Annotated in this window: 14 protein-coding genes, 5 tRNA genes and 1 pseudogene; 10 read left to right on the top strand and 10 right to left on the bottom strand. The window is 71.1% G+C overall.

What is annotated here, in order from left to right; genetic code table 11:
• The 8 genes and pseudogenes from ACSLTV_RS20670 to ACSLTV_RS20635 form a co-directional block, all read right to left on the bottom strand.
• A pseudogene (locus ACSLTV_RS20670) lies at positions 1-108 on the bottom strand (ATP-binding protein); the annotation flags it as partial.
• The gene (locus ACSLTV_RS20665) at positions 89-667 is read right to left on the bottom strand and encodes a DUF742 domain-containing protein (RefSeq protein ID WP_432138941.1); all 579 of its coding nucleotides are present in this window, start codon (positions 665-667) and stop codon (positions 89-91) included. The gene ACSLTV_RS20665 and the pseudogene ACSLTV_RS20670, both read right to left, overlap by 20 nt.
• A gap of 97 nt (positions 668-764) precedes the next feature.
• Positions 765-1,178, bottom strand: a complete 414-nt coding sequence (locus ACSLTV_RS20660; RefSeq protein ID WP_004983065.1) for a roadblock/LC7 domain-containing protein — start codon at positions 1,176-1,178, stop codon at positions 765-767.
• Positions 1,179-1,188: 10 nt separating this feature from the next.
• The gene (locus tag ACSLTV_RS20655; protein WP_432138940.1) at positions 1,189-4,428 is read right to left on the bottom strand and encodes a nitrate- and nitrite sensing domain-containing protein; all 3,240 of its coding nucleotides are present in this window, start codon (positions 4,426-4,428) and stop codon (positions 1,189-1,191) included.
• A 376-nt stretch (positions 4,429-4,804) separates the two neighbouring features.
• Entirely contained in the window at positions 4,805-5,380 is a 576-nt protein-coding gene (locus ACSLTV_RS20650) for a GTP-binding protein (protein ID WP_009190815.1), read from the bottom strand.
• Complete coding sequence (locus ACSLTV_RS20645; protein ID WP_073889866.1) at positions 5,361-5,759, bottom strand: DUF742 domain-containing protein; 399 nt, start codon at positions 5,757-5,759, stop codon at positions 5,361-5,363. Before ACSLTV_RS20645 ends, ACSLTV_RS20650 begins: the two co-directional genes overlap by 20 nt.
• A gap of 110 nt (positions 5,760-5,869) precedes the next feature.
• On the bottom strand, positions 5,870-6,283 hold the full coding sequence (locus ACSLTV_RS20640) for a roadblock/LC7 domain-containing protein (RefSeq protein ID WP_023546525.1): 414 nt from the start codon (positions 6,281-6,283) through the stop codon (positions 5,870-5,872).
• A gap of 9 nt (positions 6,284-6,292) precedes the next feature.
• On the bottom strand, positions 6,293-10,171 hold the full coding sequence (locus ACSLTV_RS20635) for a nitrate- and nitrite sensing domain-containing protein (RefSeq protein WP_432138939.1): 3,879 nt from the start codon (positions 10,169-10,171) through the stop codon (positions 6,293-6,295).
• A 603-nt stretch (positions 10,172-10,774) separates the two neighbouring features.
• Between ACSLTV_RS20635 and ACSLTV_RS20630 the strand changes: the two genes are divergently transcribed.
• The 9 genes from ACSLTV_RS20630 to ACSLTV_RS20590 all read left to right on the top strand — a co-directional run bounded on the left by ACSLTV_RS20630 (position 10,775) and on the right by ACSLTV_RS20590 (position 14,738).
• Positions 10,775-10,960, top strand: coding sequence for a hypothetical protein (locus ACSLTV_RS20630; RefSeq protein ID WP_432138938.1), 186 nt, complete (start codon positions 10,775-10,777; stop codon positions 10,958-10,960).
• Positions 10,961-11,092: 132 nt separating this feature from the next.
• Complete coding sequence (locus ACSLTV_RS20625; protein WP_432138937.1) at positions 11,093-11,878, top strand: fumarylacetoacetate hydrolase family protein; 786 nt, start codon at positions 11,093-11,095, stop codon at positions 11,876-11,878.
• Positions 11,871-13,355, top strand: a complete 1,485-nt coding sequence (gltX, locus tag ACSLTV_RS20620; RefSeq protein ID WP_432138936.1) for a glutamate--tRNA ligase — start codon at positions 11,871-11,873, stop codon at positions 13,353-13,355. The genes ACSLTV_RS20625 and gltX overlap by 8 nt, the downstream gene beginning before the upstream one ends.
• A 98-nt stretch (positions 13,356-13,453) precedes the next feature.
• On the top strand, positions 13,454-14,185 hold the full coding sequence (locus ACSLTV_RS20615; RefSeq protein ID WP_432138935.1) for an HAD family hydrolase: 732 nt from the start codon (positions 13,454-13,456) through the stop codon (positions 14,183-14,185).
• A gap of 92 nt (positions 14,186-14,277) precedes the next feature.
• Positions 14,278-14,349, top strand: a tRNA-Gln gene (locus ACSLTV_RS20610).
• A gap of 21 nt (positions 14,350-14,370) precedes the next feature.
• Positions 14,371-14,443: transfer RNA gene (locus ACSLTV_RS20605), tRNA-Glu, on the top strand.
• Positions 14,444-14,472: 29 nt separating this feature from the next.
• Positions 14,473-14,545: transfer RNA gene (locus ACSLTV_RS20600), tRNA-Glu, on the top strand.
• 20 nt (positions 14,546-14,565) lie between these two features.
• Positions 14,566-14,637 (top strand) — tRNA-Gln (locus ACSLTV_RS20595).
• A gap of 28 nt (positions 14,638-14,665) precedes the next feature.
• A tRNA-Glu gene (locus ACSLTV_RS20590) sits at positions 14,666-14,738 on the top strand.
• A gap of 55 nt (positions 14,739-14,793) precedes the next feature.
• Here the strand turns inward: ACSLTV_RS20590 and ACSLTV_RS20585 are convergent.
• Positions 14,794-15,438, bottom strand: a complete 645-nt coding sequence (locus tag ACSLTV_RS20585) for a MerR family transcriptional regulator (RefSeq protein ID WP_432138934.1) — start codon at positions 15,436-15,438, stop codon at positions 14,794-14,796.
• Positions 15,439-15,476: 38 nt separating this feature from the next.
• Between ACSLTV_RS20585 and ACSLTV_RS20580 the strand changes: the two genes are divergently transcribed.
• Entirely contained in the window at positions 15,477-15,974 is a 498-nt protein-coding gene (locus ACSLTV_RS20580; RefSeq protein ID WP_435612623.1) for a DUF4188 domain-containing protein, read from the top strand.
• A 170-nt stretch (positions 15,975-16,144) separates the two neighbouring features.
• On the opposite strand, the gene ndgR is transcribed toward ACSLTV_RS20580, so the two are convergent.
• Entirely contained in the window at positions 16,145-16,861 is a 717-nt protein-coding gene (gene ndgR / locus ACSLTV_RS20575) for an IclR family transcriptional regulator NdgR (protein ID WP_432138932.1), read from the bottom strand.
• Positions 16,862-16,880 lie beyond the last annotated feature (19 nt).

Here is a 16,880-nt window from a genome sequence, read left to right as displayed (position 1 = left end):
GACGAACGTGGTCTTGCCCACGCCGAAGCCGCCCGCCACCACGATCTTCGCGGAGGTGGTGGAGCGACTCTGAGAAACCGGCCCTCCGCTAGAGCTTGCGAAGTCCACTGAGCACCCTTTCGAGCAGTGTCACGTCTGGCTGGCCACCGGCGTTCTCGTCGCCGCCGGGCTGATGGATGGCGACCAGTCCCGCCTCCGCCAAGTCGGCGACGAGGATCCTGGCCACGCCGAGGGGGATCGTCAGCAGGGCCGAGATCTCGGCCACCGACTTGATCTCCCGGCACAGGTTGCAGATCCGCTGATGCTCGGGCAGTTGGCCCTGCATCTGGTGCGGAGCCGCGGTGGTGTGCACCAGCGCCTCGATGGCGAGCTGGTACCGCGGGCGGGTCCGGCCGCCGGTCATGGCGTACGGACGCACCAGGGGGTTGTTCGACGCCCCGGCGGGCGCCGGCTCGGGGGTGCGACGCTGCGGCTGCACGGGCTGGATGCGCGGCGAGTGCGGCTGGTCGTACGGAGACTGCCCGGGGCCCTGCGGACCCTGGGGCGCGTACGGCTGCCGCTGGTTCGGCGTGGAGGGGAAGTCGTACGGGTTCGCGGAGCCGTCGCCCCGGCCCTGGCCAGGACCGTACGACCAGTTACCCGACGAACCGCCTGGGGGTGTTGCCACGTTCTCTCCTCCTCCGACTGTGCCTGGCACCCATCCCGGTGGGAGCCGCGTCCCGAAACACTACGGCCTCGGGACGCGTGTACGCACCGTCCGACTGTCAGTTGAGAAGGCTCCCTTGGAGCTCCGCGCGAAGGTCGGGCGTCAGGACCGTGCCGGCGCGGTCCACCAGAAGAGCCATCTCGTACCCGATGAGGCCGATGTCCGCCTCGGGGTGGGCGAGGACGGCGAGCGACGAACCGTCGGAGATGGACATGATGAAGAGGAATCCCCGCTCCATCTCCACAACCGTCTGGTTCACGCTGCCCCCCTCGAAGATCCGGGAGGCGCCTGCCGTCAGCGACGTCAGACCGGAGGCGACGGCCGCGAGCTGGTCGGCGCGGTCGCGGGGAAAGCCTTCGGACATCGCCAGAAGGAGTCCGTCGGCGGAGACCACCACCGTGTGGGACACCCCCGGGGTGTTGTCCACGAAGTTGGTGATCAACCAGTTCAGGTTCTGTGCCGCCTGGCTCATCGGGCTCACACTAACGCTCCTGGTTGTAGGTGCTGTCAGGACCGAAGCCCTGGCCGTTCGTTTCACTGCCTGCGTTGCGGCCTCGTTGGACGCCGCGCCGCAGGTTGCTCAGCCTGCCCCGGACGTCCTCCGGGGCGCGGGAGACCTGTGGGCCTCCCTGGGGGGTGGTTTCGGCGGAACCCTCGACCAGGTTGGCCTTGGGCACCCGCCGCGGCAGACCGGAGGAGGTGACCCCGCCCGCCTTCGGCTTCCGCAGCTGCGAGGCCTGCTGCCAGCGCTCGTCGTTCGCCGAACGCCAGCTGTCGCCGTGGCCGTCGGAAGCGGGGGCCGACTCCTCCTGGTGCACGGGCCCCGGGGCGCCGTGCGAACCGTCCGCCGCGAAGGAACCGCGGCGGGGGAGCCCGGCGTCGGTCAGCTCGTGGCCGGCGGAGGGGGCCGGTCCCGGACGGTCGAAGCCTACGCTGTCCCGCTCACCTGCGTCAGCGGCCTGCGAGGATTCCGCTTCCGAGCCGCCTGGAGCGTAGCCGCCCGCATAGCCACCCGGGTAGTCGTTCTGCTGCGGCCAGTCGTCCTGGTAGGACTGCTCCTCGTACGAGGGGAAGCCGTCCGCCTGGTTCGCACCGGCCGTCGCCCGCTCCTCGTGCGTGGGCTCCGCATACCCGGACTCCGGGTAGCCGCCACCGGACGTGAAGGTGTCGTCGCCGCCCTGCGCGTAGTACTGCTGCTCGTCGTACGACGCCTGCTGAGGCTCCTCGTACGTCTGCGGGCCCGGGTAGCCCGCGGCCTGCTCGCCATAGCCGCTGCCGCCATCGTCGTAGCCGGTGTGCGCGCCCTCGTAGTCGGGCTGCTGCGCCTCGTACCCCTCGGGGTACGCCGCCGGGGCGGCCGGCGCCTGCTGGTCGTCCGGGTGACCGTGCGGCTGGGTCTCCAGGGCCGCCTTGCGCTCCTCGCGCATCAGGGAGCGGCCCACCGGGTCCAGGTCCCTGATGTCGTCGGGGACGTCGCCGTAGCGGCTGTCGTCGAAGCCGAGTTCGGCGGCCGTGCGCATCGGGGGACCGAAGTCCTCGCCGACGCCGGGGTACTGCTGCTGCTCCGGGATGATCTGCGAGACGGTGAACTCGTCGCGGTCCGTGTGCGGCTCGCCGCCACCGCCGTGGGTGATCGCGTCCGGCAGCATGACCAGCGAGGTGGTGCCGGCCTGCTCACCGGAGGGACGCAGCTGGACGCGGATGCCGTGCCGGTCGGAGAGCCGGCCCACCACGAACAGGCCCATGCGCTGGGAGATCGCGGCGTCCACGGTCGGCGGGTTGGCCAGCTTGTGGTTGATCTCCGCGAAGTCCTCGGCGGTCAGGCCGATGCCCTTGTCGTGGATCTCGATCATCACGCGGCCGTCGGGCAGCCGGGTCGCGGTGACGCGGACCTTGGTCTGGGGCGAGGAGAACGTCGTCGCGTTCTCCAGCAGCTCGGCGAGCAGGTGCACCAGGTCGGTGACCGCGCGGCCGTGGATCTCGGCCTCGGGGACGCCCTGCAGCTCGATGCGCTCGTACTGCTCCACCTCGGAGGAGGCGGCCCGCAACACGTCGACCAGCGGGACCGGCTGGTCCCAGCGGCGGCCGGGCTCCTCGCCGGCGAGGACCAGGAGGTTCTCGCCGTTGCGTCGCATACGGGTGGCGAGGTGGTCCAGCCTGAAGAGGTTCTCCAGCTGGTCCGGGTCCGCCTCGTTGTTCTCCAGATCGGTGATCAGGGTCAGCTGGCCCTCGATCAGCGACTGGTTGCGGCGCGAGAGGTTGGTGAAGATCGCGTTGATGTTGCCCCGCAGCAGGGCCTGCTCGGAGGCGAGCCGGACGGCCTCGCGGTGCACCTGGTCGAAGGCGCGCGCGACCTCGCCGATCTCGTCCCGGGTGGTGATCGGGATCGGGGCGACCCGGGTGTCCACCCGGCCGGGGTCGGTGCGCGAGAGCTGGTCGACCAGCATCGGCAGGCGCTGCTCGGCGATGCCGAAGGCCGCGTTGCGCAGCTGGCGCATCGAGCGGCTCATCTGCCGCGCGACGGCGCCGGCCAGGATGAACGCGACGAGCAGGGCCACCACGACGGCGGCACCGGTGATGATGGCGTCGGTCTTGGCCTCGGAGGCGATGTCGGAGGCCTCGCTCACCGCCCGGTCGGCCATGTCCGACTCGATCTGGCGGTAGGCGTCGTACTTCAGGGTGGTGACCGCCCACCAGTTCTCGGGCGTGATGCCCCGTTCGGCGAGCGCGGCCCGCTCCGAGGAGTCGGTGCTGGTCAGGCCGGAGATGCCGGCGACCATGACGGTGGGGTCGGACGGCGGGGCGACGTAGTCCGGGTTCTTGGCCGCGGCCTCCTTGGCCAGGGCGTCCGCCTTGGACTTGATGTCCGCCTGGGCGTTCTGCAGCCGCTGTGCGTCGGCCTCGGTGCCACCGCCGATGTACTCCTCGACGGCGATCCGCTCCAGGTAGGCGTACGAGCTCAGCGCGACCCGCTGCTTGGCCAGGTCGGTCGCACTCGGACCCGGGTTGACCAGCAGGTGGGTGCCGATGGAGCGCTCCAGTGAAAGCGCGCTCTTGGTCAGCGTGATCGCGTAGACGGTACGGCCGTAGGAGGTGATGTTGCCGGTGCCGAGGCCGAGTTCGTTGGCGAACTCGGTCAGCGGGTGGGAGATCTGGACGTAGCCTTCCTCGGTCTGCACGCCCTTGAGGTTGGTGGTGTAGGCGGCGCTGCGCAGCGTCTGCAGCTTCGGCTCCGCCTCGCGGAACAGCTTCAGCCGGCGTTCCAGGCCCGGCTTGTCCGGCATGTCCTGGGCGGCCGCGTCGAAGGCGTCGGCGGCCTTGTCGGTGGCGGCCCGGGCCGTCTTGACGGTCTCGTCCTCCGTGCCGTTGCCCTTCAGCAGCGGCGCGGCCGTGGAGTCCCGCTCGTTGTAGAGGGCGTCGGCGTAGGTGAGGGCGGCGCGGACCAGGCGCGCGGTCTTCTCCGCGTCCTCGGCCTCCTGCCAGGTGTCGATCGAGTTCTTGACCTGGAAGCCGCCCATGACGAGGCCGACCAGCACGGGTATGAGCAGGATCGCGTTCAGCCGGGTGGGCACCCGCCAGTTGCGCGGGGCGAATCTGCCGCCGCTCTTCTCGGGTGCGGCCGCGGGCTCCGAGCCGGACCCAGGGGCGGGCGCCGCTCCGCGCGGCGGCGGGGTGAAGTTGCCCCGGGCCGTCGGCTCGGGACTGTTCTTGCTTCGCCTCACTCGACCAACAACCTCTCGGCGGTCGGCACCTACGTCGTGCCGCGGTTTCTCAGAGCCCGATCAGCCATCGACCATGTGTACGTCATTGACTATTGGGCAGTTCAGGCATTCCAGCACGTCAACCAGGTCTCTTCCAAACAGTGGGATGAGCTGGTTCCATGTGATGTAAGCCCCAGATAAAACGGTCATAAAGAGCGAGCCCCGCCAAAAGACGGGGCCTTCGTACGCACAGCGAGACCGACCGACCGCGCGGTGTGGCGGCATCGGCCGATTCCTCTGCCGAAACGTTATGAACACCGGAGCCGGCCGTGTCAAAGGCCACAGCCGGCTCCTGGAGGTCTACGGCAACTGCCGTACACGAGGGACCACTTGATCCCTACCGCAGGCGGGCCATCAGGGCGTGCTCCACCAGCGTGATCAGCGCACTCTTGGCGTCCGCGCGGTGGCGGGCGTCGGTCGTGATGATCGGGGTGTCCGGCCCGATCTGCAGGGCCTCGCGGACCTCGTCGGGCGAGTACGGCTGCTGTCCGTCGAAGCCGTTGAGGGCGATGACGAACGGCAGGCCGCTGTTCTCGAAGTAGTCGACCGCGGGGAAGCAGTCGGCCAGGCGCCGGGTGTCCACGAGCACCACCGCGCCGATCGCGCCGCGCACCAGGTCGTCCCACATGAACCAGAAGCGGTCCTGGCCGGGGGTGCCGAACAGGTAAAGGATCAGGTCCTGGTCCAGGGTGATGCGGCCGAAGTCCATGGCCACCGTGGTGGTGGTCTTGTCCCCGGTGTGGGTGAGGTCGTCGATACCCGCCGACGCGGATGTCATCACGGCCTCTGTGCGCAGCGGGTTGATCTCCGAGACGGCGCCCACGAACGTGGTCTTGCCGACACCGAAGCCACCCGCCACCACGATCTTGGCGGAGGTGGTGGCCCGGCCCCCGTCAGAGCTTGCGAAGTCCACTGAGCACCCTTTCGAGCAGCGTCACGTCCGGTGCGCCGCCGTTGTTCTCGTCGCCACCCGGCTGGTGGATGGCGACCAGGCCGGCCTCGGCGAGGTCCGCGACCAGGATCCGGGCCACACCGAGCGGCATGGCAAGCAGCGCCGACACCTCGGCCACCGACTTCACCTCACGGCACAGGTGGCAGATGCGCTGGTGCTCGGGGAGCAGCCCCATGAGCGCTGCCGGGTCGGCCGTCGTGCTGATCAGCGCCTCGATCGCGAGCTGGTAGCGCGGCCGGGTCCGGCCACCGGTCATCGCGTACGGACGCACCAGCGGCTGGTCGCCCTCGTCCCCGTACGACTCGGCGTACGGATCATGATGGGCGGTGGGCGGGGTCATGAATCCTCCGGGCGGGACAGCAAGTCGGTCAGTCGTGCCGTCTGACGGGGCCGGTGGGGGGACTGTGGCGGCCGGACGGTGATTGTGTGACGTGGGTTGGATCCGGGCGGTCAGTGAAGCAGACTGCCTTGCAGTTCGGCGCGCAGGTCCGGCGTGAGCACGGCGCCCGCGCGGTCGACCAGCAGTGCCATCTCGTAGCCGACGAGGCCGATGTCGCATTCGGGGTGGGCGAGGACGGCGAGCGAGGAGCCGTCGGAGACGGACATGAGGAAGAGGAATCCCCGCTCCATCTCGACGACCGTCTGCGCCACGGTGCCGCCCTCGAAGATCCGGGAGGCGCCCGCCGTCAGCGAGGTCAGCCCGGACGCGACCGCCGCGAGCTGGTCCGCGCGGTCGCGCGGGAAGCCCTCGGACATCGCAAGCAGGAGACCGTCGGCGGACACCACGACGGTGTGGGACACCCCCGGGGTGTTGTCCACGAAGTTCGTGATCAACCAGTTCAGGTTCTGTGCCGCCTGGCTCATCTGGCTCAACTAACGCTCCTGCTGGTGAGTGGGGCTCTGGTGGCTGCCCGTCTGGCCGTTGCCGGCCTGACGACCCTGGGCGATGCCCCGACGGAGATTGGTCAGCCGTCCGCGCACGTCGTCAGGCGCGCGCGAGACCTGCGGACCGGCTTGGTGCTGTTGCTGCTGAGCCGTGCCCGGGACGAGGTTGGCCCGGGGTACCCGGCGCGGCAGGCCGGAGGTGGTGACCCCGCCCGCGGCCGGCTGGCGGACCCGCTCGGCCTGCCGTACCAGCTCGTCGTTGGGCGAGGTCCGCCAGGCCGCGGAACCCGGCCGCTGGGGCCCGGAGGACTGCGGCCCGGAGGACTGCGGAGCGGGAGACTGCGGAGCCTGCGGCTGCTGCTCGGCCGGGGTCTGGCCGCCCTGCGCGCCGCCGTGGAACCAGTTGGTCTCCAGCGTGTCGTACAGGGGCGTACGGCCGTCGCCCGCGCTCGTGGCCGGCGGCAGCGCCTCCGGCTCCTGTCGGCCGCCGTAACCGCCGCCCTGGGGCCGCTCGAACTGGCCCGTGGCGGACGCGTCCTGGCGGCCGGGCAGCGCGTACTGGCCGGTACCCGAGCCGTCCTGGCCCGCGGCCGGGAACTGACCGGTGGAGCCGTTGTCGTACGGCTGCGCGGCGAACCGGTCCGGGCTCGCCGGCGCGTTCTGGCCGCCGGGTGCGCCGAAGACGTCGGGCCTCAGGAAGTCGTCCTGCTGCCGCGCGGGTGCCGGGAACTGGCCGGTGTCCTGGGGGCCGCCGGCACCCGGCCGCTGGTACTGGCCGGTGTCCTGGGGACCGTCGGCACCCGGCCGCTGGTACTGGCCGGTGTCCTGCCGTTCCGGCGTACCGGGAAGCGCGTACTGGCCGGTGTCCTGACGGTCCGCGGGCCGCTCGTACCGGCCGGTGTCCTGTCGGCCGTTCGTCGCGGGGCCGGCGAACTGACCGGTGTGCTGCGAGCCGTCCGCGCCGGAGCGCGCGAAGTCGGCCGAGGACGCCTGGCGTTCGTCCATCCGCGGGACCGCCGGTATCTCCGCCGTGGAGCCGGGGCCCTGCCGGTCGTCCGGACGCGGCAGCTGCGAGGTGGCGGCGGCGTCCGGCTCGTCGTGGCCGCGCGGCCCGTCCAGCGGGGAGCGCGGAACCTGCGGCTGGGCGTTCTCGTCGCCCCAGCCGGTCACCCGAGGCTGCGGGTTGCCGCCCGGCAGCTCGGCGCGCGGACCGCCGCGCGGGGCACTGCCGGGCAGCTGCGGCCGACGCGCACGGCGCCCGCCGCCCTGCTCGGCGTCCTCACCGGTGCGCTGCGGCGGCACCGGGCCGCGGGAAGCGCCACCGAAGGCGTCCCGGCCCTGGCCGTCGAAGCCGCCCGTGCCCGCCGACTGAAGTCCCTGCGGGGCGCCCGGCCCCTGGCCGAACGCACCGGCGCCGGCGCCGGCCGGAGGCCGGCCCTGCTGGCCCTGCTGAGGTCCGCGCGCACCGCCCGGCGCACCCGGGCGGCCGTCCTGGCCCACACCGGGCAGCGCGGCCCGCGGGCCCTGCCCGGCACCGAGGCGGCCACCGGCGCCGGCCGGCGCACCGCCCAGCGCACCGCCGGGCGCGCCCTGGCCGCCACCGAGGGCACCGCTCTGGCGGCGGGCGGCCGCCGCGCCCGCGGCGGCCTGCGCGGCGGCCGGACCGCCCGAGCCACCCATGCCCTGGCCGGGCTTGGGCTGCGGCTTCTTGCCGCCCTGGGCGACATCGACGGGCAGCATGACCAGCGCGGTCGTGCCGCCGGAGTCGGACGGGCGCAGCTGGATGCGGATGCCGTGCCGCTGGGACAGACGACCGACCACGAAGAGGCCCATGCGGCGGGAGACGGAGACGTCCACGGTGGGCGGCGAGGCGAGCCGCTCGTTGATCGCCGCGAGGTCCTCGGGGGAGAGGCCGATACCGGTGTCGTGGATCTCGATCAGCACCCGGCCGTCGGGCAGTGCGTGACCGGTGACCTTGACCTTGGTCTGCGGCGAGGAGAACGAGGTGGCGTTCTCCAGCAGCTCGGCGAGCAGGTGCACGAGGTCGTTGACGACCCGGCCGGCCACCTCGGTGGTCGGCACGGACGCCAGCTCGATGCGCTCGTACTGCTCCACCTCGGAGGCGGCGGCACGGAGCACGTCGACCAGCGGGACCGGGCGGGTCCACCGGCGGCCCGGCTCCTCACCGGCGAGGACGAGGAGGTTCTCACCGTTACGGCGCATGCGGGTCGCGAGGTGGTCGAGCTTGAACAGCGAGGACAGCTGGTCCGGGTCGGCCTCGCGGGACTCCAGTTCGGAGATCAGCGACAGCTGGCGCTGGATCAGACCCTGGGAGCGGCGCGAGAGGTTGGTGAACATCGCGTTGACGTTGCCCCGCAGCAGGGCCTGCTCGGCGGCGAGGCGGACCGCCTCGCGGTGCACGTCGTCGAAGGCCGCGGCCACCTGGCCGATCTCGTCCCGGGAGTGCACACCGACCGACTCCACGGAGGTGTCCACGTCCTGCGGGTCGGCCTCGGACAGCTGCTTGACCAGCTCGGGCAGGCGGTCCGAGGCGACCTTGGTCGCGGTCTCCTGCAGCCGGCGCAGCGAGCGGATCATGGACCGGGCCACGATGAAAGCGCCGACCAGCGAGATACCGAGGACGAGCAGGATCAGCGCACCGGAGATGATCGCGTCGCGCTCGGACTCGGCGCGCAGCTCGCGCGCCTTCTGCTCCATGTCCTCCAGCAGCGTGCGCTCGATGTTCGCCATCTGCCGGATCTTGGTGGTGCTGGCGTCCAGCCAGTCCCGGTAGGAGCGCTTCTCCAGCGACTGCAGACCGGTCTTGGAGGCGAAGGCGCGGGTCGCGTAGGTGTCGGCCTGCTCGATCGTGGTGTTGCCCTGCTCGATCGTGCGCAGCAGTTCCTCGGCGCCCTCGTCGCCGTAGATGCTCCGGAAGATGGCGATCTGCGAGTCCTGGCTCTCCAGGGCCATCTCGCCGTAGGTCCGGTCGTTGTCGGAGAGGTTGCCGTAGGAGGTGTTGCTGGTGGGCAGGGCCGCCGCGAGGACCGCGCGCTGCATCGACGCGTACTCCTTGGCGGACGAGAAGGCCGCCAGGGCGCGGGTGCGCTGGATCATCTCGGGGTTGGAGGTGGCCTCGGCCATGTCCTGCGAGAGGTCGAGGAGCCGGCTGATCAGACGGTGGTACCCCTCCACCGTCTGCATGGAGTTGCCCTCGGCGGTGTAGGCCGACTTGCGGATCTTGGCGAGGGAGCCGAGGTCGCTGACCAGGCCGACCAGGTTGTCGCGGACACCCTGGAGGTTGCCGTTCTTGCTGGAGGCGTCGATCTTCTCCGAGGCGTCGACGAAGGTCGTCAGGGCTCGGTCGGTGGCGTCCCGCTGGCCCTTGATGTCCGCCACGCGCGAGCCGTGCGCCAGCACACCGGCGGACTCGTCGCGCTCCTCCTGGAGCTTGGCGGCCAGCTCGGTGGCCTGCTTGGTCATGGCCGTCAGCAGCTTCATGTTGTCGAGCTGCTCGATGTCGTCCATGGACTGGTTGATACGGACCGCGCCCAGCGTGGTGGCCGCGACCACGGGCAGCGTCAGCAGCGCCACCAGTCGTGTGGAGATGCGCCAGTTGCGCAGGGCCACACGGGGGCCGGGGTCGCCCGCGCCCTGGGGGGCCTTGCCCGGCCCGGTCGCGGGCGGGGGACCCGCGGGTGCCGAGGAGGCGTTCGGGCCGGGGCGCCCGGAACGCTCCGCACCGTCACCGGACGGGCCCTGGTTCTGGGCGTGCTGGGGCGAGGAGCTGCCGGCCATCGGGCCAGTCCCGCCGTGCGGCTCCGGCTCCGCCGAAGCGCTGCCATCCCTCTTGAAACGTCCCTGCACTAGCGTCGCAACCTCTGGACCAGGCGCCTTCCCGGGTGAACGGAAAGACGGTGTCGGCGTCGTGAGGGGCGCCCTGAATACGCCCCCCGGGTGGTCGTGAGTGACCGGCGCTGGCTCCCCCTTCCCGCCGCCGCTCGGCGCTGCTGTGCGCCCCATGCGCGCCGGTTCGATCCCGCGGCGGTCCGTGAGATTCCAGCACAGTGCAGGATCTCCAACAAGGCTGGTTGGTCAGGTTGTGACATCCGTGACAGCACGTGAGGGCCGGGTCACCGGACGTAGAAAAGGATCATCGCTATATCGGACAGAGTGGGACGTACCGGTGAGGGGTGCCGAGTGTCCCAGTCGCCATGATCAGGAGCGGAATGGCAGCTTCAGGGGGAGAATGTCCGTTTCGCGGCACTCGGGAGCGAGTCTGAATTGACCGGTTTGAGTCTGGATCCGTGAGCAAACTCACACGCCGTCCCTGGCACCCCGTGCCGTTCGCGGGGAATGCGCTGTCTAGCCTGTCGCTTTACAGGTACGGCAAATCCGACAAGCCGTGCCCGCGTGAGGGCGATTCCGTACCCGCGCGGGCGCCCCGACACGAACAGGGCCACTACAACAGTGAAGACGACGCCGATGTTCCACAAGATCGCCAACCCGCGACGCACCACGCTGGCGCACCTGAAGGACGCCGACGAGCTGCAGACCCCGCAGCTGCCGGAGCACTCCGTCGAACTGCCCAATCAGACCGCCAACCCCCGTCGCACCGTGCTGATGGAGGTTCCGGTCGGCGCCTCCGCGCAGTAGTACGGGCGAGAGCCGCCGTATGTTCAGGGCGGCCCGCCATGGATGTCAAGGGCGTCCCCGGCCGGGGACGCCCTTCCGCGTTAGCCTGGAGCGTCAGACTCCAGCCGCTTCAGTCAAGGGGCCAACCAACCCGTGCGCATCGCCAGGTTCTCCATCGACGGGAACGTCGCCTTCGGCGCGGTCGAGGGCGACAAGCCGGACGAGCTCGTCCTCGACATCATCAAGGGCATCCCGTTCGCGGACCACGAGCTCTCCGGCACCAAGGTGCCGCTGAGCAAGGTCCGGCTCCTCCCGCCCGTGCTGCCCAACAAGGTCGTGGCCTTCGGCCGCAACTACGCCGAGCACGCGCGCGAGCTGGGCAACGAGGTGCCGGACGCCCCGTTCGCCTTCTTCAAGCCGTCCACGTCGGTGATCGGCCCCGGCGACGACATCCAGTACCCGGCGTTCTCCTCCGAGCTCCACCACGAGGCGGAACTCGCCGTCGTCATCGGCCGCATGTGCCGGGAGGTCCCGCGCGAGCGCGTCAAGGACGTGATCTTCGGCTACACCTGCGCCAACGACGTCACCGCCCGCGACGTGCAGCGGCGCGAGAAGCAGTGGGCGCGGGCCAAGGGCTTCGACACCTCCTGCCCGCTCGGCCCCTGGGTCGAGACCGGCCTGGACGTCACGGCCGCCGCCGACCTGACCGTCCAGCTCACGGTCAACGGCGAACAGCGTCAGCTCGGCCGTACCAGCGAGATGATCCACTCCATCGAGGACCTGGTCGTCAACATCACCGAGGCCATGACGCTGCTCCCCGGCGACGTGATCCTCACGGGCACCCCGGCTGGGGTCGGCCCCCTGACTGTCGGCGACGAGGTCGCCGTCACCATCGAAGGCATCGGCACTCTCACCAACAAGGTTGTCAAGCGTGGCTAGCGCACCCGGCTCCCCCGTACGCGTCCGTTTCTGTCCCTCGCCCACCGGTAACCCCCATGTGGGCCTGGTCCGCACCGCCCTGTTCAACTGGGCGTTCGCCCGGCACCACGGCGGCACCCTGGTCTTCCGCATCGAGGACACCGACGCCGCCCGCGACTCGGAGGAGTCCTACGGCCAGCTGCTCGACTCGATGCGCTGGCTCGGCTTCGACTGGGACGAGGGCCCCGAGGTCGGCGGCCCGCACGCGCCCTACCGCCAGTCGCAGCGCATGGACCTCTACAAGGACGTCGCGACCAGGCTCCTGGACGCCGGCCACGCCTATCACTGCTACTGCTCCCAGGAGGAGCTGGACACCCGCCGCGAGGCCGCCCGCGCCGCCGGCAGGCCGTCCGGCTACGACGGCCACTGCCGTGACCTGAGCGCCGAGCAGGTCGAGGCCTACCGGGCGCAGGGCCGTGCGCCCATCGTCCGCTTCCGGATGCCCGACGAGGCGATCACCTTCACCGACCTGGTCCGCGGCGAGCTGACCTTCACCCCGGAGAACGTGCCGGACTACGGCATCGTGCGCGCCAACGGCGCCCCGCTCTACACCCTGGTCAACCCGGTCGACGACGCCCTGATGGAGATCACCCACGTCCTGCGCGGCGAGGACCTGCTCTCCTCCACCCCCCGCCAGATCGCCCTGTACAAGGCGCTGATCGAGCTGGGCGTGGCCCGGGAGATCCCCCGCTTCGGCCACCTGCCCTACGTCATGGGCGAGGGCAACAAGAAGCTCTCCAAGCGCGACCCCCAGTCGTCGCTGAACCTCTACCGCGAGCAGGGCTTCCTGCCCGAGGGCCTGCTCAACTACCTCTCCCTCCTCGGCTGGTCGCTCTCGGCCGACCAGGACATCTTCACGATGGACGAGATGGTCGCGGCCTTCGACGTCGCGGACGTCAACCCCAACCCGGCCCGCTTCGACCTCAAGAAGTGCGAGGCGATCAACGGCGACCACATCCGGCTGCTCGACGCGAAGGACTTCGCGGAGCGCTGCCGGCCCTGGCTCAAGCCGCCGTTCGCCCCCTGGGCGCCGGAGGACTTCGACGAGGCCAGGTGGCAGGCCGTCGCGCCGCACGCGCAGACCCGGCTCAAGGTCCTGTCGGAGATCACCGACAACGTGGACTTCCTGTTCCTGCCGGAGCCCGTCTTCGACGAGGCGAGCTGGAACAAGGCGATGAAGGAGGGCTCGGACGCCCTGCTGCGCACCGCCCGGGAAAAGCTGGACGCGGCCGACTGGACGTCCCCGGAGTCCCTGAAGGAAGCCGTCCTGGCCGCCGGCGAGGCCCACGGCCTCAAGCTCGGCAAGGCCCAGGCCCCGGTCCGGGTGGCCGTCACCGGCCGCACCGTCGGGCTGCCCCTCTTCGAGTCCCTGGAGGTCCTGGGCAAGGAGAAGGCGCTGGTCCGCGTCGACGCGGCCCTGGCGAAGCTGACCGCGTAGGCACGCGCGCGTGAGGGGCGGCGCCCGGACCTCGGACCGGGTGCCGCCCCTTCGCCGTTCCCCGGACACGCTCCGCCACCAGGGGATACCGTCGGGTCATGAGCATCCGAGCCGTGGTCTGGGACGTGGACGACACCCTCTTCGACTACTCGACCGCGGACCGGGAGGGCATGCGCGCGCAGCTCGTCGCCGAGGGCCTGCTCGACCGGTACGGCACCGCCGAGCAGGCGCTCGCGCGGTGGCGCGAGGTCACCGACCGGCAGTGGGCCCGGTTCGCGGCCGGCGAGACCAGCTTCGAGGGACAGCGCCGGGACCGGGTCCGCGTCTTCCTGGACGCCGCTCTGACCGACGACGAGGCCGACGCGTGGTTCCGGCGCTACGTCGCGCACTACGAGTCCGCCTGGAGCCTCTTCCCGGACGTGCTGCCCGTCCTCGACGCCCTCGCCGGCAGCCACCGGCACGCGGTGCTGTCCAACTCCAGCCTCACCGTGCAGGACCGCAAGCTGCGCGTCCTGGCCGTCCACGACCGCTTCGAGACGATCCTGTGCGCCGCCGAACTGGGGGTCTCCAAGCCCGAGGCCGGCGCATTCCTCGCGGCCTGCGAGGCCATGGACCTGCCTCCGCACCAGGTGGCGTACGTCGGCGACCACCCGGAGATCGACGGGCGCGGTGCCGCGGAGGCCGGTCTGCTCTCGGTGTGGATCGACCGCCGCGGCGGCCCCGCGAGCGCCGCCGTGGTGCCCGGCGGGCACCGGATCGAGTCCCTGTCCGAACTGCCCGCGCTGCTCGGCGCGGATACCCGTTTTGGAGCCCCGTCCACCTTCGGGTAATGTTCTTCCTGCGCCGCCGGGGAGCGGGCCGAGAGGCCGGAAACCCGGGGGAGCGAACTAGAACGAGATCCCCTTCGGGGCTTGCGTTCCAGTGGCCTATGGTGTAATTGGCAGCACGACTGATTCTGGTTCAGTTAGTCTTGGTTCGAGTCCAGGTAGGCCAGCTCGCAGAGCTCATCTGCAAAGCCCCCGTTGTGTAGCGGCCTAGCACGCTGCCCTCTCAAGGCAGTAGCGCCGGTTCGAATCCGGTCGGGGGTACTGGTTCCGGTCCGTCCGGAATCGCTAGGGCCCCCGTTGTGTAGCGGCCTAGCACGCCGCCCTCTCAAGGCGGTAGCGCCGGTTCGAATCCGGTCGGGGGTACTGACTGGTCTAAACCACATTGGTCTATGGTGTAATTGGCAGCACGACTGATTCTGGTTCAGTTAGTCTTGGTTCGAGTCCAGGTAGACCAGCTCGGACCTGCGGAAACGCAGTGTCCATGCCCCCGTTGTGTAGCGGCCTAGCACGCCGCCCTCTCAAGGCGGTAGCGCCGGTTCGAATCCGGTCGGGGGTACCCGATGGCAAGGCCCTCCGCTTCGGCGGAGGGCCTTCGTCGCGTCCGGCGCCCGTCAGTCGAGGCCGTACCGCCGCGTCGACTCCTCCTCCTGGGCCAGCCGGTGCAGCGCCCGCAGCGCCGGCTCGTTGAGGATCGCTCCCAGGACCGCGAACTCGACCTGCTCGGCCTCGGCGGGGTGCGTCTCCATGTTGTCCAGGTCCAGGACAGCCGTGCGGTGCATCAACTCGGCGTACGGCGCGAGCTGTTCGGCCCCCCAGTCGTAGCCGAGCCGCCGGAACGCGGCCACCGCCGTGACCAGTGAGCGGTACGCGGGTGACAGGGCCGACAGCGACTTGGCGTGGTGCCAGCCGAGCCGGTCGAGGAGGGCCGTGACCTCCCGGTGTGCCGCACGGACGTACTCGTCCTCCTCGTCCGGCTCGGGCGCCTGGGGCAGCGCCCACACGGCCGCGCCGAGGCGGACCGTGCGGCCCAGGGACTCGTCGTCCACGTGCCGGAGCACCTCGCGCACCGTCGCCACCGGGACCCGGCCGACCTGGGTCATGGCCCGGACCAGCCGCAGCCGTCGCAGGTGTTCCTCGTCGTACTCCGCGGTCGTCGCGTTCACCTGGCGGCCGGCCGGCAGCAGCCCCTCGCGCAGGTAGTACTTGATCGTCGCGGTCGAGACGCCGCTCCGCTCGCTCAGTTCGGACAACCGCATGCCTTGCGCCCTTCATCGGATAACGTCACTATCCAAGCATGGCCGAGAAACGTGTCAGTCCACGTCGTACCACCGCCGACGCCCGCGGAGACGTCGTCGTCCTGCTGATCGGCATGCGGATCAACCGCTTCCGGGCGGTGCACCAGTGGCTGCCGGTGATGCTCGCGATGTTCCGGATGCTCGCCGACCTGAAGAAGGAACCGGAGCGGGGGCTGCTGTCCCGGGTGCTGCTCACGGCCTCGCCGAGGACGTACTACGTCGTCCAGTACTGGGAGTCCAAGGAGAAGCTCTACGCCTACGCGAGCGCGCCCGACGCCTTCCACCACCGGGCCTGGGCGAGGATCAACCGCCTCGAACGGGCCGGGAAGGTGCGCGGTCACGTGGGGATCTGGCACGAGACGTACGTCGTGCCGGAGGGAGGGTACGAGGCTGTCTACGGGGACATGCCGGCGTTCGGGCTGGCGGCCGCGCACGGTGAGGTGCCGCTGGAGCGGCGCGGGCGCTATGCCAAGGAGCGCTTCGCCTGGCGTTCTTGAGGGCCTGGGCGGCTGAACGGGGGCCGGGTCCCGGAAGGCGTGGGCGCGGGAAGTGGGGGGATGCTCGCGCAGTCCCCGCGCCCTCGGGAAGGGGGCGGTGGTCCGTCAGGGGAGGCCTGCCGCGGCGTTGAGGCCGGTCTCTCCCGGTGGACGCTGCCGGACGGGCGGGGTCAGCCCGAGCGGCGCAGGGCCTCGGAGAGGCGGGACGCCGCGTCGATGACGGCCTGGGCGTGCATCCGCCCGGGGTGGCGGGTCAGGCGCTCGATGGGGCCGGAGACGGAGACGGCCGCGACCACGCGGTTGGAGGGGCCGCGCACCGGGGCGGAGACCGAGGCCACGCCCGGCTCGCGCTCGCCGATCGACTGGGCCCAGCCGCGGCGGCGCACGCCCGACAGGGCCGTCGCCGTGAAGCGGGCGCCCTGCAGGCCGCGGTGGAGGCGCTCGGGCTCCTCCCACGCCATCAGGATCTGCGCCGAGGAGCCGGCCTTCATCGTGAGCGTCGAGCCGACCGGGACGGTGTCCCGCAGGCCGGACAGGCGTTCCGCCGCGGCGACGCAGATGCGCATGTCGCCCTGGCGGCGGTAGAGCTGGGCGCTCTCGCCGGTGACGTCACGGAGGTGGGTGAGCACCGGGCCGGCCGTCGCGAGGAGACGGTCCTCACCGGCCGCCGCCGCCAGTTCCGCGAGCCGGGGACCGAGAATGAAACGTCCCTGCATGTCGCGCGCCACCATCCGGTGGTGTTCCAATGCCACGGCCAGCCGGTGGGCCGTGGGTCGTGCCAGTCCGGTCGCGGTGACCAGCCCCGCGAGGGTGGCCGGACCGGACTCCAGGGCGCTCAGGACAAGGGCTGCCTTGTCCAGAACGCCGACGCCGCTACTGTTGTCCATGAAACGATACTCCCGTCTC

Source organism: Streptomyces sp. bgisy159 (genome assembly GCF_965341775.1).
Classification (GTDB): Bacteria; Actinomycetota; Actinomycetes; order Streptomycetales; family Streptomycetaceae; genus Streptomyces.
The sequence above is the reverse complement of the archived record's forward strand: the minus strand, read 5'-3'. Positions and strand labels throughout refer to the sequence as shown.

Bases quoted from the DNA above. Each gene is read 5' to 3' on its own strand.
- ACSLTV_RS20645 (WP_073889866.1), bottom strand. From the start codon at position 5,759: ATGACCCCGCCCACCGCCCATCATGATCCGTACGCCGAGTCGTACGGG.
- ACSLTV_RS20660 (WP_004983065.1), bottom strand. From the start codon at position 1,178: ATGAGCCAGGCGGCACAGAACCTGAACTGGTTGATCACCAACTTCGTG.
- ACSLTV_RS20585 (WP_432138934.1), bottom strand. From the start codon at position 15,438: ATGCGGTTGTCCGAACTGAGCGAGCGGAGCGGCGTCTCGACCGCGACG.
- ACSLTV_RS20615 (WP_432138935.1), top strand. From the start codon at position 13,454: ATGAGCATCCGAGCCGTGGTCTGGGACGTGGACGACACCCTCTTCGAC.
- ACSLTV_RS20640 (WP_023546525.1), bottom strand. From the start codon at position 6,283: ATGAGCCAGGCGGCACAGAACCTGAACTGGTTGATCACGAACTTCGTG.
- ndgR (WP_432138932.1), bottom strand. From the start codon at position 16,861: ATGGACAACAGTAGCGGCGTCGGCGTTCTGGACAAGGCAGCCCTTGTC.
- ACSLTV_RS20580 (WP_435612623.1), top strand. From the start codon at position 15,477: ATGGCCGAGAAACGTGTCAGTCCACGTCGTACCACCGCCGACGCCCGC.